Source organism: Cohnella soli, assembly GCF_042655525.1.
Lineage (GTDB): Bacteria > Bacillota > Bacilli > Paenibacillales > Paenibacillaceae > Cohnella > Cohnella soli.
Map to the genome: position 1 here is coordinate 128745 of NZ_JBHSMI010000003.1, position 16501 is coordinate 145245.

General features: G+C 52.7%; 20 protein-coding genes and 1 other annotated feature. Of the genes, 12 read left to right on the forward strand and 8 right to left on the reverse strand.

The window, feature by feature from the left end:
• Positions 1-4 precede the first annotated feature (4 nt).
• From ACFPOF_RS02445 to mnmL, 4 genes are read right to left on the reverse strand one after another with little or no spacing between them, the layout of a single operon-like run.
• Positions 5-988 (reverse strand): type I phosphomannose isomerase catalytic subunit, encoded by a 984-nt coding sequence (locus ACFPOF_RS02445; protein ID WP_378129271.1) that lies wholly within the window; start codon positions 986-988, stop codon positions 5-7.
• A 1-nt stretch (position 989) separates the two neighbouring features.
• Positions 990-1391, reverse strand: coding sequence for a VOC family protein (locus ACFPOF_RS02450; protein WP_378129273.1), 402 nt, complete (start codon positions 1389-1391; stop codon positions 990-992).
• Between the two features lie 14 nt (positions 1392-1405).
• Positions 1406-1990 (reverse strand): tRNA 5-(aminomethyl)-2-thiouridylate-methyltransferase MnmM, encoded by a 585-nt coding sequence (gene mnmM / locus ACFPOF_RS02455; RefSeq protein ID WP_378129275.1) that lies wholly within the window; start codon positions 1988-1990, stop codon positions 1406-1408.
• 1 nt (position 1991) lies between these two features.
• On the reverse strand, positions 1992-2951 hold the full coding sequence (gene mnmL / locus ACFPOF_RS02460; protein WP_378129277.1) for a tRNA modification radical SAM protein MnmL/YtqA: 960 nt from the start codon (positions 2949-2951) through the stop codon (positions 1992-1994).
• A 278-nt stretch (positions 2952-3229) separates the two neighbouring features.
• Between mnmL and ACFPOF_RS02465 the strand changes: the two genes are divergently transcribed.
• The 5 genes from ACFPOF_RS02465 (at position 3230) to ACFPOF_RS02485 (ending at position 7414) form a co-directional block, all read left to right on the forward strand.
• A complete protein-coding gene (locus ACFPOF_RS02465; protein WP_378129279.1) occupies positions 3230-3418 on the forward strand; it encodes a hypothetical protein in 189 nt (62 codons plus the stop codon).
• 141 nt (positions 3419-3559) lie between these two features.
• Positions 3560-3931, forward strand: coding sequence for a GntR family transcriptional regulator (locus ACFPOF_RS02470; protein WP_378129281.1), 372 nt, complete (start codon positions 3560-3562; stop codon positions 3929-3931).
• Positions 3928-4824: an ABC transporter ATP-binding protein gene (locus ACFPOF_RS02475; protein ID WP_378129283.1), complete on the forward strand. Its 897-nt coding sequence runs from the start codon at positions 3928-3930 to the stop codon at positions 4822-4824. Before ACFPOF_RS02470 ends, ACFPOF_RS02475 begins: the two co-directional genes overlap by 4 nt.
• The gene (locus ACFPOF_RS02480; RefSeq protein ID WP_378129285.1) at positions 4821-5501 is read left to right on the forward strand and encodes a hypothetical protein; all 681 of its coding nucleotides are present in this window, start codon (positions 4821-4823) and stop codon (positions 5499-5501) included. Before ACFPOF_RS02475 ends, ACFPOF_RS02480 begins: the two co-directional genes overlap by 4 nt.
• A 176-nt stretch (positions 5502-5677) precedes the next feature.
• Positions 5678-7414, forward strand: a complete 1737-nt coding sequence (locus tag ACFPOF_RS02485; protein WP_378129287.1) for a pyrroloquinoline quinone-dependent dehydrogenase — start codon at positions 5678-5680, stop codon at positions 7412-7414.
• 288 nt (positions 7415-7702) lie between these two features.
• Here ACFPOF_RS02485 and ACFPOF_RS02490 read toward each other — a convergent pair whose 3' ends face one another.
• Complete coding sequence (locus tag ACFPOF_RS02490; RefSeq protein ID WP_378129289.1) at positions 7703-8107, reverse strand: cupredoxin domain-containing protein; 405 nt, start codon at positions 8105-8107, stop codon at positions 7703-7705.
• Positions 8108-8282: 175 nt separating this feature from the next.
• Here ACFPOF_RS02490 and trmB point away from each other — a divergent pair, with 175 nt between their 5' ends.
• The gene (trmB, locus tag ACFPOF_RS02495; protein WP_378129291.1) at positions 8283-9053 is read left to right on the forward strand and encodes a tRNA (guanosine(46)-N7)-methyltransferase TrmB; all 771 of its coding nucleotides are present in this window, start codon (positions 8283-8285) and stop codon (positions 9051-9053) included.
• 148 nt (positions 9054-9201) lie between these two features.
• Here the strand turns inward: trmB and ACFPOF_RS02500 are convergent, their stop codons facing one another.
• Complete coding sequence (locus ACFPOF_RS02500; protein ID WP_378129293.1) at positions 9202-9726, reverse strand: phosphatase PAP2 family protein; 525 nt, start codon at positions 9724-9726, stop codon at positions 9202-9204.
• A gap of 133 nt (positions 9727-9859) precedes the next feature.
• Here ACFPOF_RS02500 and ACFPOF_RS02505 point away from each other — a divergent pair, with 133 nt between their 5' ends.
• From ACFPOF_RS02505 to rplT, 5 genes are all read left to right on the forward strand, one after another.
• Complete coding sequence (locus ACFPOF_RS02505; RefSeq protein WP_378129295.1) at positions 9860-11017, forward strand: glycosyltransferase family 4 protein; 1158 nt, start codon at positions 9860-9862, stop codon at positions 11015-11017.
• A 270-nt stretch (positions 11018-11287) separates the two neighbouring features.
• Positions 11288-12526 carry a glycosyltransferase family 2 protein gene (locus ACFPOF_RS02510; RefSeq protein WP_378129297.1) on the forward strand — a complete coding sequence of 413 codons (1239 nt, stop codon included), beginning with the start codon at positions 11288-11290 and terminating at the stop codon, positions 12524-12526.
• A 69-nt stretch (positions 12527-12595) separates the two neighbouring features.
• Positions 12596-12748: a sequence feature (ribosomal protein L20 leader region), on the forward strand.
• Between the two features lie 60 nt (positions 12749-12808).
• The gene (gene infC / locus ACFPOF_RS02515) at positions 12809-13303 is read left to right on the forward strand and encodes a translation initiation factor IF-3 (RefSeq protein ID WP_378129320.1); all 495 of its coding nucleotides are present in this window, start codon (positions 12809-12811) and stop codon (positions 13301-13303) included.
• A 16-nt stretch (positions 13304-13319) separates the two neighbouring features.
• Entirely contained in the window at positions 13320-13520 is a 201-nt protein-coding gene (gene rpmI / locus ACFPOF_RS02520) for a 50S ribosomal protein L35 (RefSeq protein WP_378129299.1), read from the forward strand.
• 44 nt (positions 13521-13564) lie between these two features.
• Positions 13565-13924 (forward strand): 50S ribosomal protein L20, encoded by a 360-nt coding sequence (gene rplT / locus ACFPOF_RS02525; RefSeq protein WP_378129301.1) that lies wholly within the window; start codon positions 13565-13567, stop codon positions 13922-13924.
• 425 nt (positions 13925-14349) lie between these two features.
• Here rplT and ACFPOF_RS02530 read toward each other — a convergent pair whose 3' ends face one another.
• Positions 14350-15039, reverse strand: coding sequence for a DNA-binding response regulator (locus ACFPOF_RS02530; RefSeq protein WP_378129303.1), 690 nt, complete (start codon positions 15037-15039; stop codon positions 14350-14352).
• A gap of 323 nt (positions 15040-15362) precedes the next feature.
• Between ACFPOF_RS02530 and ACFPOF_RS02535 the strand changes: the two genes are divergently transcribed.
• Entirely contained in the window at positions 15363-15638 is a 276-nt protein-coding gene (locus ACFPOF_RS02535) for a hypothetical protein (protein ID WP_378129305.1), read from the forward strand.
• A 142-nt stretch (positions 15639-15780) separates the two neighbouring features.
• Here the strand turns inward: ACFPOF_RS02535 and ACFPOF_RS02540 are convergent, their stop codons facing one another.
• Complete coding sequence (locus ACFPOF_RS02540) at positions 15781-16221, reverse strand: GNAT family N-acetyltransferase (RefSeq protein ID WP_378129307.1); 441 nt, start codon at positions 16219-16221, stop codon at positions 15781-15783.
• Between the last annotated feature and the right edge of the window lie 280 nt (positions 16222-16501).

Below are 16501 nucleotides of genomic sequence, written 5' to 3' on the forward strand. Positions count from 1 at the left end.
CGAATCAAGGAACGAGGCTTCGCAGTACGGTCATCGAGCCATCCAGCGTATAACTGCCGAGCGTGGCAGGAAGCAGGAAGCAATCGCCTGCTTTAGCATCAACAAGCCCGCTTGCCCAGCCGATGCTGCCGGATCCTTCGCACACGATAACGATGACGAAGCTGTCCGGGGAAGTCGACAGCGACCAAGGGCCGTTCACGACGCCTTTGTCCGTCTTGAAATACGGGGATTCAGCGAGCTTCAGCCATTCGCCGGGTTTCGCTCCGCTTGTGTCCATGCGAGCCGCTCCGGCGTTCTCGTATGCCGTTACGTTTAAGGAATCTTCGATATGGAGCGCGCGAGGTTTGCCGTCTAGTCCCGGACGATCATAGTCGTAAAGACGATAGGTCGTGTCCGAGTTCTGCTGAATTTCCGCGACGACGACACCCGCGCATAGCGCATGAACCGTTCCGGCCGGAATGTAGAACGTATCGCCTGCTTTGACCGGCACTTCCTGCAACGTATCCATAATCCGGCCTTGCTCGATCGCTGCGGCCATAGCAGTGCGGTCGACGCCCGGCTTCAGGCCGTAGATGATTTTGGCGTCCGGCTTGGCTTCAAGCACGTACCACATTTCCGTCTTGCCGAGTTCCCCCTTCGGAAGCCGATCGTAATGATCGTTTGGATGAACTTGGACAGATAAGTCGTCATTGCAATCGAGCAATTTAACGAGAAGAGGGAATCGTCCGTTGCCGGAAATTTTGCCTTTCGCGCCAAACCATTCCTCGCCGACGAGCTTGCGAATGTCGTCCAGCCCTTTGCCTGCGAATGCGCCGTTCGTCACATGAGAGACGCCGTTCGGGTGATCAGCGATCATCCAGCCTTCCCCGATCGCGCCCGCCGGCACGTCGTAGCCGAATTTCTCCAGCGCGCGCCCTCCCCACACTCTCTCTTGGAAATCAGGCTTGAAATGAAGCGGATACGGTTGAATCGCGTTGTTCGTGCTCATTTTATTTGTTGCCTCCTCTTGTTGTTTGGAAAAATTCGATCGCTTCGCCGTCCGGCCCCTGGAAGAAGAAGTAGCGGCTTCCATTCGGGAGCATCGTGATCCCTTCGTCGAGCCCGATGAGCGAAAGCTCTTTCGCCCGGGCGAATTCCTCTTCAATGTCGTCGACTGTGAATGCCAGGTGATGAACGCGCCCTTCGCGCTTCACGTCGCCGGTATACCCTTCGATCAGCTCGACTTCCGTCTCGGATGACGAGTCGAATGCCATGAACGCCAGGCGGATGACGCCGTTCGTATGGACGAGCGTCTCCAGATGTTTCAATCCGATAACGTTCTCGTAAAAAGGAATCGATATCTCCAAAGACTGAACGATAACGCCTACATGCTCGAGTTTGCGTACTGCCATTCGGATATAACCTCCTATTTCTTAATAAGAGCGATCAAATAAGGAGAAGCGTCTTTCTGCGGAAAACGGTACAGAGCCGCTTGCGCGACAGTTTGCGGAACTGCGGCAGCCCATGAGAGCACCGCGTCTGATTCTTCACGACCGCCTTCGTGGCCGGGGTAGACGACAACGGTCGCAATGCCATTTGGGCGAAGCAGGTCAAGCGCCGTATTTAGCGCCGCGAGCGTGCTGTCCGGTTGCGTAATAATCGGAGACTCCGCGCCCGGCAAATAACCGAGATTAAACATCACCGCGGCAAGATTGCCGCGAAGAGGCTGCGGTATCAATTCAGCCATTCGCTCATGGCCCGCGTGCATGAGATGAACTTCAGGCAGCTTCCCGCCTGTTTTCGGATCGGACGCTTCCAGCCTTGCGCGGGTGCTTGCCAGTGCCTGCTCCTGCACGTCAAAAGCGTACACGATGCCGCCAGAGCCGACCGTACGCGCAAGGAACAACGTGTCCGAGCCGTTGCCGGCGGTCGCGTCAACGACTGCATCACCCGAACGAACGCGCTCGGCGATCCAGCGCTGCGCTTGCGTCAGGACGGATAGAAAACCCATTTTATACGCCCCTCCAGGCTTTTCCTTGCCAACTGTTTCTACGGACGAGCTCCGCATCGATGGCGTTCAGCACTTCCCACTTACGCAAGCTCCACATCGGCCCGATGAGCAAGTCGCGCGGGGCATCGCCGGTAAGCCGATGAACGATCATGTCCGGAGGCAGTAGCTCCAAGGAATCGACGACGAGGGACACGTATTCGTCCTGATCGAGAAACCGTAGCAAGCCTTCCCGCCACTGGCGCACCATCGGCGTCTTGCGCATGAGATGGAGCAGGTGAATTTTGATGCCTTGTACATCCATACCCGCGACTGCTTGCACCGTATCGAGCATCATTTCCCGTGTTTCTCCGGGGAGACCATGGATAATATGGGCGCAGACGCGAATGCCGCGTGCGCGGAGCCTAGTGACTGCGTCGACGAAACAAGCAGTGTCATGCGCGCGGTTGATGAGCTCGGACGTCGATTCGTGAATCGTCTGCAATCCCATCTCGATCCATAAATAGGTTCGCTCGTTCAACTCGGCCAAATAGTCGACAACGTCGTCCGGCAGACAGTCCGGGCGAGTGGCGATCGAGAGGCCGACGACGCCAGGTTGCTCGAGAATCGTTTCATAGTATTCGCGAAGCGTTTCCACCGGGGCGTAAGTATTCGTATAAGCCTGGAAGTATCCGATATATTTCGCTTCGGGCCATTTGAGATGTTGCCTGTCGCGAATATGGTTGAACTGAGAGACGAGATCGTCGCGTCTGCTGCCGGCGAAGTCGCCTGAGCCTCTTGTGCTGCAGAACGTACAGCCCCCGGCCGCGATCGAACCGTCCCGGTTCGGGCATGTGAAGCCGGCGTCGAGCATCACTTTGAACACTTTATTTCCGAACTTCTCCCGCATTTCATAATTCCAGGTGTGAAATCTTTTGTCCGCCCAAAATGCAGGAGATTGATCATTTGCAGCTATTGTTTCCATTGATGCATCCGTCCTTTAACGAAGTCGGTATAATTGTAGCGAAAATCGATCGAAATTGCGAGAAGATGCCGATTTTATCATTGAGGCAGATCGATCGGAGCCTGACCGATACGAAACAAACATCGAAAATCGGGCGAAGGGGAAAGCGTTTCCTCTTGAAAAACCTAACATGAAGTGTTATATTAAAAGTGCGTCAAACCAACAAACAAACCTTACATCGACCCAAATAGACAGGCAAGCCAACCGCCAACTATTAATGGATTGGAGAGGTGAATGTGATGATGAACACGAACGTCCGCATTCCTCAAGGAGACGAGACGATTAAGCTGGAACTGACGCTGAAGGAAGCGATGGCGTTAGCGGGAATCAAGTTCCACAACAACCATGACATCGAAATATCCGCCAAGAAGAAATTGAATCATTTGATCGAAGATCAGTATATCGAAGAACATAGAACAATGAATTGACGTTCGTCGGACACACGATGATACAGGCCGGTTCCTTCAGGGAGCCGGCTTTTATGTGTTTAAAACGGGCTTGACGAGGAGGATGATTGGTTGTATAGTTAATTACATGAGTAACTAACCGAATAACATGGTGGTGAGACGATGAGTTTTACGATGGACGACAGCCGCCCCATTTTCCAACAAATCGCGGAACGGATCGAGAACGATATTCTCGAAGGCGTGTTGCCCGAGGAATCGCAAGTGCCCTCTACGAATCAGTTTGCCGCCTTTTACCAGATCAATCCCGCAACGGTGTTGAAGGGCGTCAATCTTCTCGTTGATCAACAAATTCTTTACAAGAAAAGAGGAATCGGCATGTTCGTGGCTTCCGGCGTCCGGGAGAAGATCGTGGAAAACCGCAAGGAGCGGTTCTATGAGCAGTACGTCGTCGCAATGGTGCGAGAGGCGGAGAAACTCGGAATTACGGCGGATCAATTAACGGATATGATCAGAAGGAAGGAGACGGGCCAATGAACACGATCGTAGAACTTACAGGATTAACGAAAACATACGGCAAGACGAAAGCGGTGGATGCCGTCAACTTAAAGCTGGAAGAGGGGAAAATATACGGGCTGCTCGGACGCAACGGCGCCGGAAAGACGACGATCATGCATATGATTACAGCCCAAATGTTTCCTACGGAAGGCAAAATTCGCGTGTTCGGCGAGGAACCATACGAGAACGCCGGGGTGCTTAATCGGATTTGCTTCATTAAAGAGAGTCAGAAGTATCCGGATACATTCCGCGTTGCCGACGTGTTAAACGTGGCGAAGTTGTTTTACCCGAATTGGGATGCGGCATTCGCGAACCAACTCGTCGAAGAATTTCGACTGCCGCTTAAGCGCAAAATGAAGAAATTGTCTCGCGGCATGTTATCTTCGGTCGGTATTATCGTTGGACTCGCCAGCCGCGCTCCGCTTACGTTTTTCGATGAGCCGTACTTAGGTTTGGATGCCGTTGCCCGCAGTCTGTTCTACAATCGCTTGCTTGAAGATTACGCGGAGCACCCGCGAACAATCGTACTGTCGACTCACCTGATTGACGAAGTAAGCCAAATGCTCGAACATGTCATCGTCGTCGATAAGGGCCGTGTTTTGCTTGATGAAGAGGCAGATGCGCTCAGAGGAAGGGCGTCGACAATCGTCGGCAGCTTGCAGAAACTGGAATTGTTGTTGGAAGGTAAAGAAGTGATTCATCGCGAACCGTTAGGCAGCCTCGGAACTGCGACGGTTTTGGGAGAACTCAGCGAACGAGACCGCCGGAGGGCGGCTGAGTTCGGTTTGGAAATTACGCCGGTATCGCTGCAGCAGATGATTGTCTATATGACGAATGCCAAAGTAGGCCAAGAGAAAGGAGTATCGAAATGAGCAAATCGTTCGGAATCGTAAAGACTCATTTTGCGGACATCTGGTCGTGGATCGCGTTGCCTTGGGTCATCCTGTTCAGCAGCTTTGTTGTCAACTTGCTGCTCGCCGGGGCATCAGGGGAAGGTTTTACGACTGGAGGTCTTGCCTCGATCTTTGTTTACGTATTCGTTCTCGGGATTGCCAGCGTGAGTCAGACTTATTCGTTCATTATCGGGTTCGGCGCAAGACGCAAAGATTTCTTCATTGGAACGGCAACGGCCATTGCCATCATTGCGGCAAGTTCCTCCGTTATTCTGACATTACTCGCCTGGATTGAGCGGCAAACGGATGGCTGGGGCGTAGGGCTTCATTTCTTCAGCTTGCCGAGTATCAGTGACGGTGCTTTGCCGGTGACAGTTCTATTCTTCTTTTGCTCGATGACGAATATCTTTTTCTCCGGTTTCTTGATCTCAAGCATCTTTCGCAGATTCGGCCGTAACGTCATGCTGCTCTTCTTCGCTGTGATTACGCTCGCCATGACTGTTGCTGCATATTTGATCACCTATTATGAGAAGTGGACGGCGCTGTTCGATTGGCTTGGCGGAGCAACGCTGATGCAAGTGACGGGGACGCTGCTCGGACTAACGCTCGTATACGTAGCCGTGACTTATGCGCTTCTTCGCAAAGCCACTATATAAACGATTACAGCATAGATGAAGCGATACGAAAAGGACGTGAACGCGGACGGCGCTCGCGTTCTTTTTGTCATGTAAACATTTCGCATTTTCACGATTATTCCACGATGATTTTGCCAACTCTATGGTCATGACTTGAGCCGCACAGACCGAGTAACGACACAGAGGAGTTGAAGATTTTGAACAAAAGAACGGCTATAACCGGAGCGACGTTGTCTGCGCTTCTTGCGCTAACCGCTTGTTCGACCAACAAGAACAACAATGCTTCTCCATCACCATCCGCTACAACGCCCGCAGCCTCTCCATCGGCGTCAGCGCCGTCTTCGCCGTCCGCGACAACGTTTGAGAACTTCCCGACGTACGGGTACGATCTCGGCAATACGCGTCACGTTCCGTTTAAGGAAGTAACGGCCGATAATGTCGGCGATCTCGGCCTCGTATGGACGGCTGATCTGAAGACGCTAGATGCCGACGTGAAGAACGGTAACCAATCGTATCCGGTCGTCGTCGACGGCGTCATCTTCGTGACGACTGCCGGCAATCAGGTGTTCGCGTTTGACGGTGTAACAGGCAAATTGAAATGGCACTGGAAACCGGACGCGGCATTGGCGAAAGACTTCAGCAAAGCTGGCATCATCGCCAACCGGGGCGTAGCGGTCGGCGAAGGCAAAGTGTTTATGCTGACGGTTAACAACCACATCATCGCGCTGGATCAGAATACGGGCGCGCTTGTGAAGGACGTTAATCTTGCCGATTCCATCGAAGGCGTAACGGTCGAGAACGGATATTACGAAACGACGGCGCCGATCTATTACAAAGGCAATATTTATATTGGAAGCAGCGGCGGCGACAACGGCGTGCGCGGCTTCGTGGCAGCCTATAAAGCGAGCGATCTGACGCCTGCCTGGGATGCGCCATTTTGGACGGTCCCTCCGAAGGGCCAAGATTGGCTCGCCAAGAGTAAATACCAAGGCGGCGGCGCCGTCTGGAACCCGGTCGCGATCGACGAAGAGACGGGCATCATGTACTTCGCGGTCGGCAACCCGTCACCGGATTTCTATGGGGAAGGCCGTCCGGGCGCGAACCCGCACACGGACTCGGTCGTAGCGGTTGATAGCGCGACAGGTAAGCTCGTCTGGTCGAAGCAAGAAATCAGCCATGACCTGTGGGACTATGATGCGGCTGCGTCGCCGATGATTCTCAAAGCGAACGTCAACGGCAAACAGCAAAAGGTCGTCGTGGAAGGCGGCAAGTCCGGACAATGGTGGGCATGGGACGCAGCGACGGGCAAAGTGGTATGGGACGGCGTTCCGTTCGCGAAAATTTCTCATCCGAAGCCGACGCCGGAAGGTGTTCTCGTCTACCCGGGCGTGCTTGGCGGAGAGAACTATGCGCCTGAGACGTATGATCCGGCATCGAACTACGTGCTCATTCCGGGCATTGAGTATCCGTCCGTGCTGAAAAGCGCGAAAAATCAGGACGAAGCGTTTAACAAGCAGTTTAACGGCGCATGGGCGTTCGGTACGGCGCTCGGTGAAACGCCGACGGACGTCGTTCCTTTCGGCACGATTACGGCGATTGACGTGAACACCGGCAAACAAGTGTATCAGAATAAAACGAAAGACATGATGCGGGGCGGCTTGTCGAGCACCGATGCCGGTCTTGCGTTCTTCGGCGAACTGGACGGCAAAATCAATGCCATGGAAATTAAAACCGGCAAAGTGCTTTGGACGTTTCAGACGGCCGGCGACAATATCCAGGCTGCCCCATCGTTCTTTACGGCGAACGGCAAACAATATTTGACATTTACTTCCGGCGGCACGAAGCCGAAAGTCCATGTATTCGCTCTGGGCGGAGATAAAACACAAGGCAGCGCGGGTCAGGCGAACAATGGCAACGTTCATGCAGCCAAGTAATTCAAGAGTTGAATTCAGGGGGCTGTCTCACTCCCTGCAAGCAGTTGCTCGACAAAGTCGAACATCTCACCCTCGGTAGAGGCTAGCGGCAGGTAGTTGCTCGAAAAAGTCGAACATCTCACTCTCGGGAGAGCCATGCTGTAGTCCGTTGCTCACAAAAAGGGAATGTCCCTTAGTCTTTCACAGCCTATGGGACATCCCCTTATAACGAACTCCCGATTGCATAAGCTCTGAGAACAAACGAAGAGCCCGCCAGTGCCGGCGGGCTTTTGTCTTGATATAAGCTGCTTATTCGACGATAATGTTGCCCGTCATATTGTCGTGGCCTTGACCGCATTGAATGTTGCAGTGGTATTCGAATGTGCCTGCTTTGTCGACGGTGAACGATTTCGTTTCGCCGTTTTTGATCTTTACGCCGAAATCAGTGATTTCGATGCCGTGCACGCCTTGCTTATTCGTAAGCGTCAAGTTGATCGTATCGCCTTTTTTGACTTTGATCTCGGGCTGATCGAATTCCCAGTTGGCTGCGGTAATCGTAATGTTCTTTGTAGCCCCGCCTCCTGCGGCGCCGGACGAGCTTGCGACCGGGGAAGGTGAGGTGTTGTTATTGTTTTTATTGCTGCCGCAAGCACTCAGCATTACGACCGAAGCGCATGTAACGAGCGCGATATACAAAGCTGGTTTTATTTTCATCTGAAGACCCCTCCTGTCTCGTAGCGATTTGCTTGTTCCCTATTTTGTCCGGTTAGCGGAACGTATATCCATCGAACTTCAGACGGGCGTGCGGCTTCTCTTTACAATGGACGAGACTTTCGGCACAATAGAAGTCATTGACGACAAGCGACAAGCGTTGTGGGAGGACTGGAGCATGCGGCTTCGCGGTAAAAAGAACATCAGGGAGAGTTTGGAAAAACAGGCCGATCTCGTTGTTTTAGACCCTCAGGAGATGCGGGGAAGGTGGCACGAGTTTTTTGGCAACGAAAATCCGATTCATATCGAGTGCGGTATGGGAAAAGGCCAGTTCATCAGCAGACATAGCGTGAACAATCCGCATATCAACTATATCGGCATGGATATGTATGACGAATTGTTAAAGCGTGGGAGCGAGAAAGCCCGTAAACTCTGGTTGGAGGAGAAAGGCTCAGACGAAGTGCCGAATTTGGCGCTGGTGAGGGGTAACGTGGAGTTTCTGGACAAAATGTTCGAGCCGGGCGAGCTCGAGCGCATCTACTTGAACTTCAGCGATCCTTGGCCTAAGGCGAAGCACGCCAAGCGCCGACTGACCCATCCGAAGTTTCTGCTGAAGTATAAGGAAGTGTTAAGCGAGAGGGGCGAGATCCACTTCAAAACGGATTCGCTCAGTTTGTTCGAATTTTCTTTGAACAGCTTCTCGGACACGGAATTCCAGATGCGAAACATTTCCCTCGACTTACACCGTGAGGGACTGAGGGACGATCTGGTGCTCACTGAGTACGAAGCGAAGTTTGTCGGCCGGGGGATGCCGATCTATCGGTTGGAGTCAGTCGTCGGCAAGGTCGTTCAAGCGGAACATCGCCGCGAAGTCGCAGGTTCGCTCGAAGAGCAGGCGCGCAGAGGGCCTATGAGAAATTATGAGGCGGATCGGGTTTCGAAAGAATAAACGCATAGGCTTGCATAGAAACAGGGGCTATCCTGTAGGTCATCGTTGATGACTTATGGGACAGCCCTTATTTAATGGGACTAGCACCTGGCCGAAATAGCGTCGTCACGCGCCGTTAATCGCTCAACTTTTCGCATTTGGCCGCATGTTACATCCACATCGATAAAGCAATCGCTGTCGTGCTTCCGAGCAACGCGCCTGCGACAGTGTCGCTAGGGAAATGGAGCCCGAAGTATACGCGGGAAAGCGCGACGCCGATCCCGACGGGAAGCAGAATCGGAATGAGCATCGGCTGAACGAGCATCCATGGCGTTAGCATCGCGAAGGCAGCCGTCGTATGGCCGGACGGGAACGAAGGATCCTTCAACGGTTTACGGTTCGTGTTCGTATGCGGGAACACTTGATAAGGGCGAAGACGGGGGGCGCTGCGCTTGGCGATCGCGACCGGGATATGGCTGACGGCGACGGCGGCAAGCGCTACCCAGCCGGCATGGCTCCAGCGGTCGGGTGCGAACAGCCCGGCTACCAAAGAGAAGCTCAGGCTGAACGTCGCGCCTGCGATGAGAGACAATATATGGAAGACCCAATTCAATGCAGAACGGTTCCAACGAATATTCACATACATGAACAGCGGGCGTTCAACTTCTTGGAGCATACGGTAAATTCGGCTCATGAACCCACTTCCTTTCGGCTGTTTAACTCTTATCTCATCTTATAAGGTCAATGTCAGCGGAGTATTAACGACGAGATGATCTTCCGTTAACGTCAGTTCCTTATAATGGTGGCAAACGAATAGGAGGGTGACCATGGAGAAATTGCGGTTGGCGCTTTTCACCGATACGTATGCCCCCGAGATCAACGGAGTCGCGAAGACGTTGGAAAGGTGGGTGACATACTTGCGCGCGCAAGGTCACGAATGTCTCGTCTTCGCTCCTTCGAGGCCGCGGCGCGAGAAGACGATGTCGGAGGCGACGGAAAGATTGATGAGCATGCCGTTTTTTCTGTACCCCGAATGTCGGCTCGCCGTTCCCCTTTCTGCGGATGCCGAACGCAAGCTGCTCAAGTTCAGGCCGACCGCAATCCATGTCGCGACACCGTTCGGCACAGGGGTCGTCGGACGCCATCTCGCGGTCAAACACGGCATTCCGCTCGTTGCGTCGCATCATACGCATTTCGCGCGATATTTGCCGTATTACAATCTCCAGTGGTTGGGTAAACTTCTATGGAGATATTTGCACTGGTTCCATCGACCATGCCAAAAGATCTATGTGCCGTCGAATTCAGTGCTCGAAGAATGTCGTAGGGCTGGCTGGAATCGTCTCGAAATTTGGGGAAGAGGCGTCGATACGAAGCGTTTTCGCCCGCACGATAACCGAGCGGTTCTGCGAAGGGAACTCGGGATCTCAACAGAGACATTCGTCGCTCTGTACGCCGGGAGAATTGCGCCGGAGAAAGATCCCGAGGTTGCGGTAGAGGCGGTCGCCTTGCTCGCGGGCAGAGGTGCCGACATTACGTTTGTCGCCGCCGGAGACGGGCCGTCTGCTGCGGAGTTAAAGGAACTGGCGACTGCAAAGGGCATTCAAGCCCGATTTCTGGGTCCGATTGCCCAAGAAAATTTGCGGTTGTGGATGGCGGCTTCCGATACGTTGCTGTTCCCTTCCGCAACGGAGACGTTCGGTAACGTCGTGCTCGAAGCGATGGCGTGCGGGCTGCCAGTCATCGGCGCCGCAGGCGGAGCGGTTCCTGATACGATTCGGCACGGCGTGAACGGACTGCTCTGTCCGCCAGGTGACGCAGCGGCTTTTGCGGAAGCGCTGGAGCGACTGAGCAGCGGTCGCGCGATGAGAGAACTGCTGTCCGAAGCTGGCCTCAGATATGCGAGAGGACGTTCTTGGGACGAAATTTTTCGAGGGCTGAAGATGAGTCTGGAGGAAGAAGTCGGCGTGCGAAGCGCGGCATTGTGAGAAACCTTAAAGACAGATAAAAGTTTCCTTAAATGCCGTAAAATCGAAGCAAAATGGAGTAAAGACGCAGCAATAGCCACGTTCTGGCGCAATGTCAGCCGAATATCCGCCCATGCCGACCGCCAAGCGCGATTATGGGAGAATAGACCTTTGACAAAAGCGGCCAAAAAACTGAAAATCAAGAAAGTCGTTTTCATAACACTTTTCTGAACAAAGAAACAAAAAAGAGACAGAGAAAAAGAAAAAGGGATCTAGGGGGTACAACTGAATATGTTTAATGAGTTTCTATTGGTCGTGCAGGTGGTGTTTTTTATCATCGGGGCATACCAGGTTGTTTTGTCTTTTTTCGGTTGGTACCGCAAACGGGAGCGGATTACGCACAAGCCGACCAAATCGTTCGCGCTGCTTGTCGCCGCGCACAACGAGGAAGCAGTCGTTGGCGCACTCGTCGACAATTTGCTGAAAATGGATTATCCTCGCGAGCTGTATGACGTATTTGTCATCTGCGACAATTGCACGGATGGCACCGCCGATGTCGTGCGTCAGTATCCGGGCGTGCACGCCTGCGAGCGGACGAATCCGAACGAGCGGGGCAAAGGTTACGCGATTGAGTGGATGCTGGCCAAGCTGTGGAAGCATCCTCGTCAATACGACGCGATTGTCATGTTCGATGCCGACAATCTGGTTGCGACGAACTTCCTGCAATACATGAATGAAGATCTGTGCAACGGCTACCGGGTTATCCAAGGTTATCTGGATACGAAAAATCCGCACGATTCCTGGGTCAGCGCGGCGAACGGCATCAACTACTGGTTCTGCAACCGTCTGTGGCAAATGCCGCGTTATAATTTGGGTTTATCCAACTTCCTCGGCGGCACGGGCATGTGCTTCGAGACGAAGTTGCTTAAAGAAATGGGATGGGGTGCGACCAGCCTCGTCGAGGATCTCGAGTTTACGATCCGCTGCATTCAGCGCGATATTTATCCGAAATTTAACTATGATGCCCGTGTGTACGACGAGAAGCCAATCACGTTCAGAGCTTCCTCCCGCCAGCGGCTTCGCTGGATGCAAGGTCATTTTGACGTAACCCGCCGTTACATGCTGCCGCTTCTCTGGCAAGGCATCAAAGAACGCAGTCTGGTGAAGATCGACGCAGCGATGTACGTGTTTAATGCGTACAACTTCCTGATCGGATTTTTGATTACGGCGACGCTCTGGTTCGATCTCATGCTTCCTGGCGAGCCGCATTTCGATTCGATTTATTCGATCGCGCCGGCTTGGCTGGCTATTCCGATTTCCATCTACATCTACTTGCAAGTACCGCTTTCTATGTTGCTGGAAAAGGTGAATTGGAAAGTGTACTTCAGGCTCATCACGTTCCCGATTTTCTTTTTCACCTGGTGGCCGATAACGTTCTATGCGTTCTTCACGCAGAACAACAAGACGTGGAGCCATACGCAGCATACGCGCGTTCTGCGGCTTGAAGAAGTGCAAGGCAAACAAATGTAATGTCATTCATTGACTTCGTCATTGCGGCATGCTATAGTGGTCGTTGTGACTGATAAAGCGATTTTCAGCACGCGCAAGCAGAAGCACCCGCTTCTCACCTCATCGGCTTCGGCTGACGGGTTAGCGTAGCCGACGATACGAGCGCGGATGCTCCGGTAATCCGTATGCCGATAACGTTAGGACTAGGATGCGGGTCTCTGAGACCCGCATTTTTTTATTGCCTTGCGCAGCGTAACATGCAGTTTATTACGGAGGTGGAACATTATTAGCAAGGACCATCAAATCAACGATGAAATTCGGGCGAAAGAAGTGCGTTTGGTCGGCCCCGAAGGCGAACAGATCGGCATCAAACCTTTCCGTGAAGCGATGCAGATGGCGATTGACGCGAACCTTGACTTGGTCAACGTAGCGCCGCAGGCGAAACCGCCGGTGTGCCGCATTATGGACTACGGCAAGTTCCGTTATGAGCAGCAGAAGAAGGAAAAGGAAGCTCGGAAGAATCAGAAAATCGTCGATCTGAAAGAAGTTTGGTTTCGTGCGAACATTGAGGAAAACGATTATCAAACGAAATTCCGCAACGTCGTGAAATTTCTGAAAGATGGCGACAAGGTGAAATGCTCCGTGCGGTTCCGCGGTCGTGAAATTACGCATGCCAAGCTCGGACAGAAAATATTGGAGCGTGTCGCGAACGAAGTGACCGATATCTGTATTATTGAACGTATGCCTAAGCTCGAAGGCCGCAGCATGATTATGATTTTGGCTCCGAAACCCCACTGACAGGAGGATATATTCCATGCCTAAGATGAAAACGCACAGCAGCTTGAAAGATCGTTTCAAAATTACGGGAACAGGTAAAGTCAAACGCTTCAAAGCGTACAAAAACCACTTGCTCTCCCACAAATCCGGCCGCGCGAAACGCGTATTGTCCGGTCAGCCATTGATGGCTCAAGGCGACGTTCGTCGTCTGCAACAACAACTCGCAAACCTGAAATAACATTCGTTATTACGTATACGAACACTTCCGGGAGGTAATGAATCATGGCAAGAGTCAAAGGCGGATTCGTCACGCGCCGTCGTCGCAATAGAATGTTGAAGTTGGCAAAAGGTTACTGGGGCGCGAAACATCGCCTGTTTAAGAAAGCTAAAGAACAAGTAATGAAATCCTTGATGTACGCATACCGCGACCGTCGTCAGACGAAGCGGAACTTCCGCAAATTGTGGATCGTGCGTATTAACGCTGCTGCTCGCCAGAACGGCCTGAGCTACAGCAAACTGATGCATGGCTTGAAACTGGCTGGCATCGAAGTGAACCGCAAAATGCTCGCTGACCTCGCAGTTAACGACATCGGTGCGTTCAACTCGCTTGCTGGCGCAGCTAAAGAAAAAATCAACGCGTAAGAGGCCGATTAAGGCTTCTACATGCAGAAAAGCCACGGGCAACCGGGGCTTTTTGCTATCTGCGCAGGCGGCTCAAACGCCCCCAGCGACCACCCCGGCACGCTCGATAAAGTACTCAAAGATGCTAATGCCCCCCCATCGACCGTCAAGTGTCCCTGATAAAGCACTCAAAGACGCTAATGCATCCAATTGATCGCTTCGCAGGCCCGATAACGTACTCAAAGACGCAAACCGTCCTAACGACCGCCCCGGCACGCTCGATAAAGTACTCAAAGACGCTAACGTGACCCATTGACCGCTTCACAGACCCGATAACGTACTCAAAGACGCTAACGCTCCCCCCCCTGGACCACCACATGCCCCTGATAAAGTATTAAAAAAGCTAATGCCCCACATTACCGAATCCCTAACTTCCGACTAGCTAATCACTTGGCCGGAGCGAGGATGTATTTGCGGATTCTTTTCACACCTGGCCTGGCTGAAAGAAGCAACCCTGCCAATGCCAAGCGATTCATATGCCTTGCAATCGTAACTGGTTTCCATCCGAGCGCTTTAGCGGCTTGCGCTGGAGAGAATGGGGTGCTAGTACGTGAGGCGAAGTCCATTATTGCTCGGTCGACCGGATCTGGAATGTTGGCAGCCGCATCGCTCAAGCGATAGCCCAGGCCCCATTTCCCTAGCACATGCAGAAAAAGTTGTTGGCATTTCCTCGGATGCTCGATGATATCGTCGTAAGATAATCGGATGACTTTCCAGTCATCAAGGATGAGATGATTTTGGCGGAACAGGTGATCGGCGAATTTCCAGCGGTCGATGTTGCGCCAGTGCGGGCCGTAGCCGTCGATTTCGATTGCAATCATCGCTCCGGGCAGTGTCCATACAAAGTCGATGTAACGAAAACCATCCTTAAAATCTTTGACCTCACACTCAGGCGATAAGCCGTTGAAGTGACTGAAGGCAGGCCACCACACAGAAGTGAGGAATGCTTTCGAAGCGTGCTTGAGCCCGGAAGCAAGTATCCTTCTCCGTTCTCCGCTGCAGCCGCGCAATTGCCGCTTCAACCATTCCTCGTACAAAGTTTCAAATGCCCCAGTTGAAGCTTTCTTCATAACCAAATCGGTCGCCTCCCGGAAAAATAAATAAGCGCCGCCCGCCCCACTGGGACGAACGACGCGTGCTTCGCGATCGTTTTTCTTGTATTCGGTTATTAGCCCATCGTATCTTCAATTCACTCATCGCTTTCACTAGCATCTTACACGCCAGTACCTTTACCCGCAAGCCCCATTTTCCACGTCCGAAGGACAGGCGTACAAGCGCGACAAGCTCTTAAGTCATACGCTATTGGACAACGGGAAGACAATTGTTGGTGTTCTAAATGGTTGCTTCGCCGTTCGCATTCCGTTGGAAATTGCAAGCACCGAGGAAGGAGTGTTGTAAGATGGCGAAAATTACGCGTTCCCAAGTCAACCAACTCGTGGGAAAAGAAATCAAAGCAATGCGCAAAGATGGTTCCATCGTTTCGGGCAAGCTTGTCCGGATTCAAGGCAACCGGCTCATCGTTGAGCCTGCAAAAGGCAAGAAAGTGCAAACGAAAGCGATTATTCCACTCGTTTTGTTCGATCTGCTCGCGGTTGGCACGATAGACGATGGATTTGGCTGGGGCGGAGGATATGACGGTTACGGCTATGGCGGCGGCTACGGCGGTTGGTGGTGATGACGAAGCGCAGATGGAAATAATTGGGCATTCGCGCGATTGGACAAGTCTAGGGTACTGAGAGTAGGTGCGCTCAAGCGAAAAAACAGAGGCGGCTGTCACCCATGGAGGCGGCGGCCGCCGTTTGTCGCTGTACGAGCGATCAAAGCATTTTTGCAAGTTCGATCACTTTCAGCGACTGGATCCAGCGAACTCCACCATAACCGAGTCTCTGATAGAACCGCAGCGCACGTCCATTGTCTTCGTCGACGAATACGCGTGATATGCGGCATCCTTTTTTGCGACCGTATTGTTCGGCGCTTTGCATAAGTTCGCTGCCCCAGTGTCTGTTCTGATGGGAAGAATCGACGGCGAGCAGGTCGATGAACAGCGTGTCGGAGCGAAATTCCATATGAAGAAAACCGAATGGCGTACTTCTGCGGGACTCGGAGGCAACCAAGGTGGCGCCTTTGCGAATGCGCCGCGTAATCTCGGAATAAAGCCGACTGTCTCTCGGATGCTGCCAGGGTGAAATCGGCACGAGCTGCGTGCGGACAAGCTCGACGATACCGCGATCGTCCCGAGGGTGTCTCCATCGAATCAAGAGAAGTTCCTCCCCGTACGAATAACCTTGGCGCCTGTAACAACAAATGCGAATGTTCCGGGCGCTGATCGTACAGCGTATGAACAAGCGATCGGAACGGGAACGGCGAAAGAAACGAACGGTGAACGATGAGCGACAAATGTGCGAAGATGCGTACGAAGAAGGTGTACGAAGATGTGTATGTCAAACTTCTGAGAAAATGTCACCCTAACTCGTCCGAGAAAATGTCACTTTTTTAAGTGGTGCCGAAGCCTCTCACCAGAGCGCTTCGGCATAGCTG

Coding starts and splice junctions, on each gene's coding strand:
- ACFPOF_RS02445 (WP_378129271.1), bottom strand. CDS start 988: ATGAGCACGAACAACGCGATTCAACCGTATCCGCTTCATTTCAAGCCT.
- ACFPOF_RS02450 (WP_378129273.1), bottom strand. CDS start 1,391: ATGGCAGTACGCAAACTCGAGCATGTAGGCGTTATCGTTCAGTCTTTG.
- mnmM (WP_378129275.1), bottom strand. CDS start 1,990: ATGGGTTTTCTATCCGTCCTGACGCAAGCGCAGCGCTGGATCGCCGAG.
- mnmL (WP_378129277.1), bottom strand. CDS start 2,951: ATGGAAACAATAGCTGCAAATGATCAATCTCCTGCATTTTGGGCGGAC.
- ACFPOF_RS02465 (WP_378129279.1), top strand. CDS start 3,230: ATGATGAACACGAACGTCCGCATTCCTCAAGGAGACGAGACGATTAAG.
- ACFPOF_RS02470 (WP_378129281.1), top strand. CDS start 3,560: ATGAGTTTTACGATGGACGACAGCCGCCCCATTTTCCAACAAATCGCG.
- ACFPOF_RS02475 (WP_378129283.1), top strand. CDS start 3,928: ATGAACACGATCGTAGAACTTACAGGATTAACGAAAACATACGGCAAG.
- ACFPOF_RS02480 (WP_378129285.1), top strand. CDS start 4,821: ATGAGCAAATCGTTCGGAATCGTAAAGACTCATTTTGCGGACATCTGG.
- ACFPOF_RS02490 (WP_378129289.1), bottom strand. CDS start 8,107: ATGAAAATAAAACCAGCTTTGTATATCGCGCTCGTTACATGCGCTTCG.
- trmB (WP_378129291.1), top strand. CDS start 8,283: ATGCGGCTTCGCGGTAAAAAGAACATCAGGGAGAGTTTGGAAAAACAG.
- ACFPOF_RS02500 (WP_378129293.1), bottom strand. CDS start 9,726: ATGAGCCGAATTTACCGTATGCTCCAAGAAGTTGAACGCCCGCTGTTC.
- ACFPOF_RS02505 (WP_378129295.1), top strand. CDS start 9,860: ATGGAGAAATTGCGGTTGGCGCTTTTCACCGATACGTATGCCCCCGAG.
- ACFPOF_RS02510 (WP_378129297.1), top strand. CDS start 11,288: ATGTTTAATGAGTTTCTATTGGTCGTGCAGGTGGTGTTTTTTATCATC.
- rpmI (WP_378129299.1), top strand. CDS start 13,320: ATGCCTAAGATGAAAACGCACAGCAGCTTGAAAGATCGTTTCAAAATT.
- rplT (WP_378129301.1), top strand. CDS start 13,565: ATGGCAAGAGTCAAAGGCGGATTCGTCACGCGCCGTCGTCGCAATAGA.
- ACFPOF_RS02535 (WP_378129305.1), top strand. CDS start 15,363: ATGGCGAAAATTACGCGTTCCCAAGTCAACCAACTCGTGGGAAAAGAA.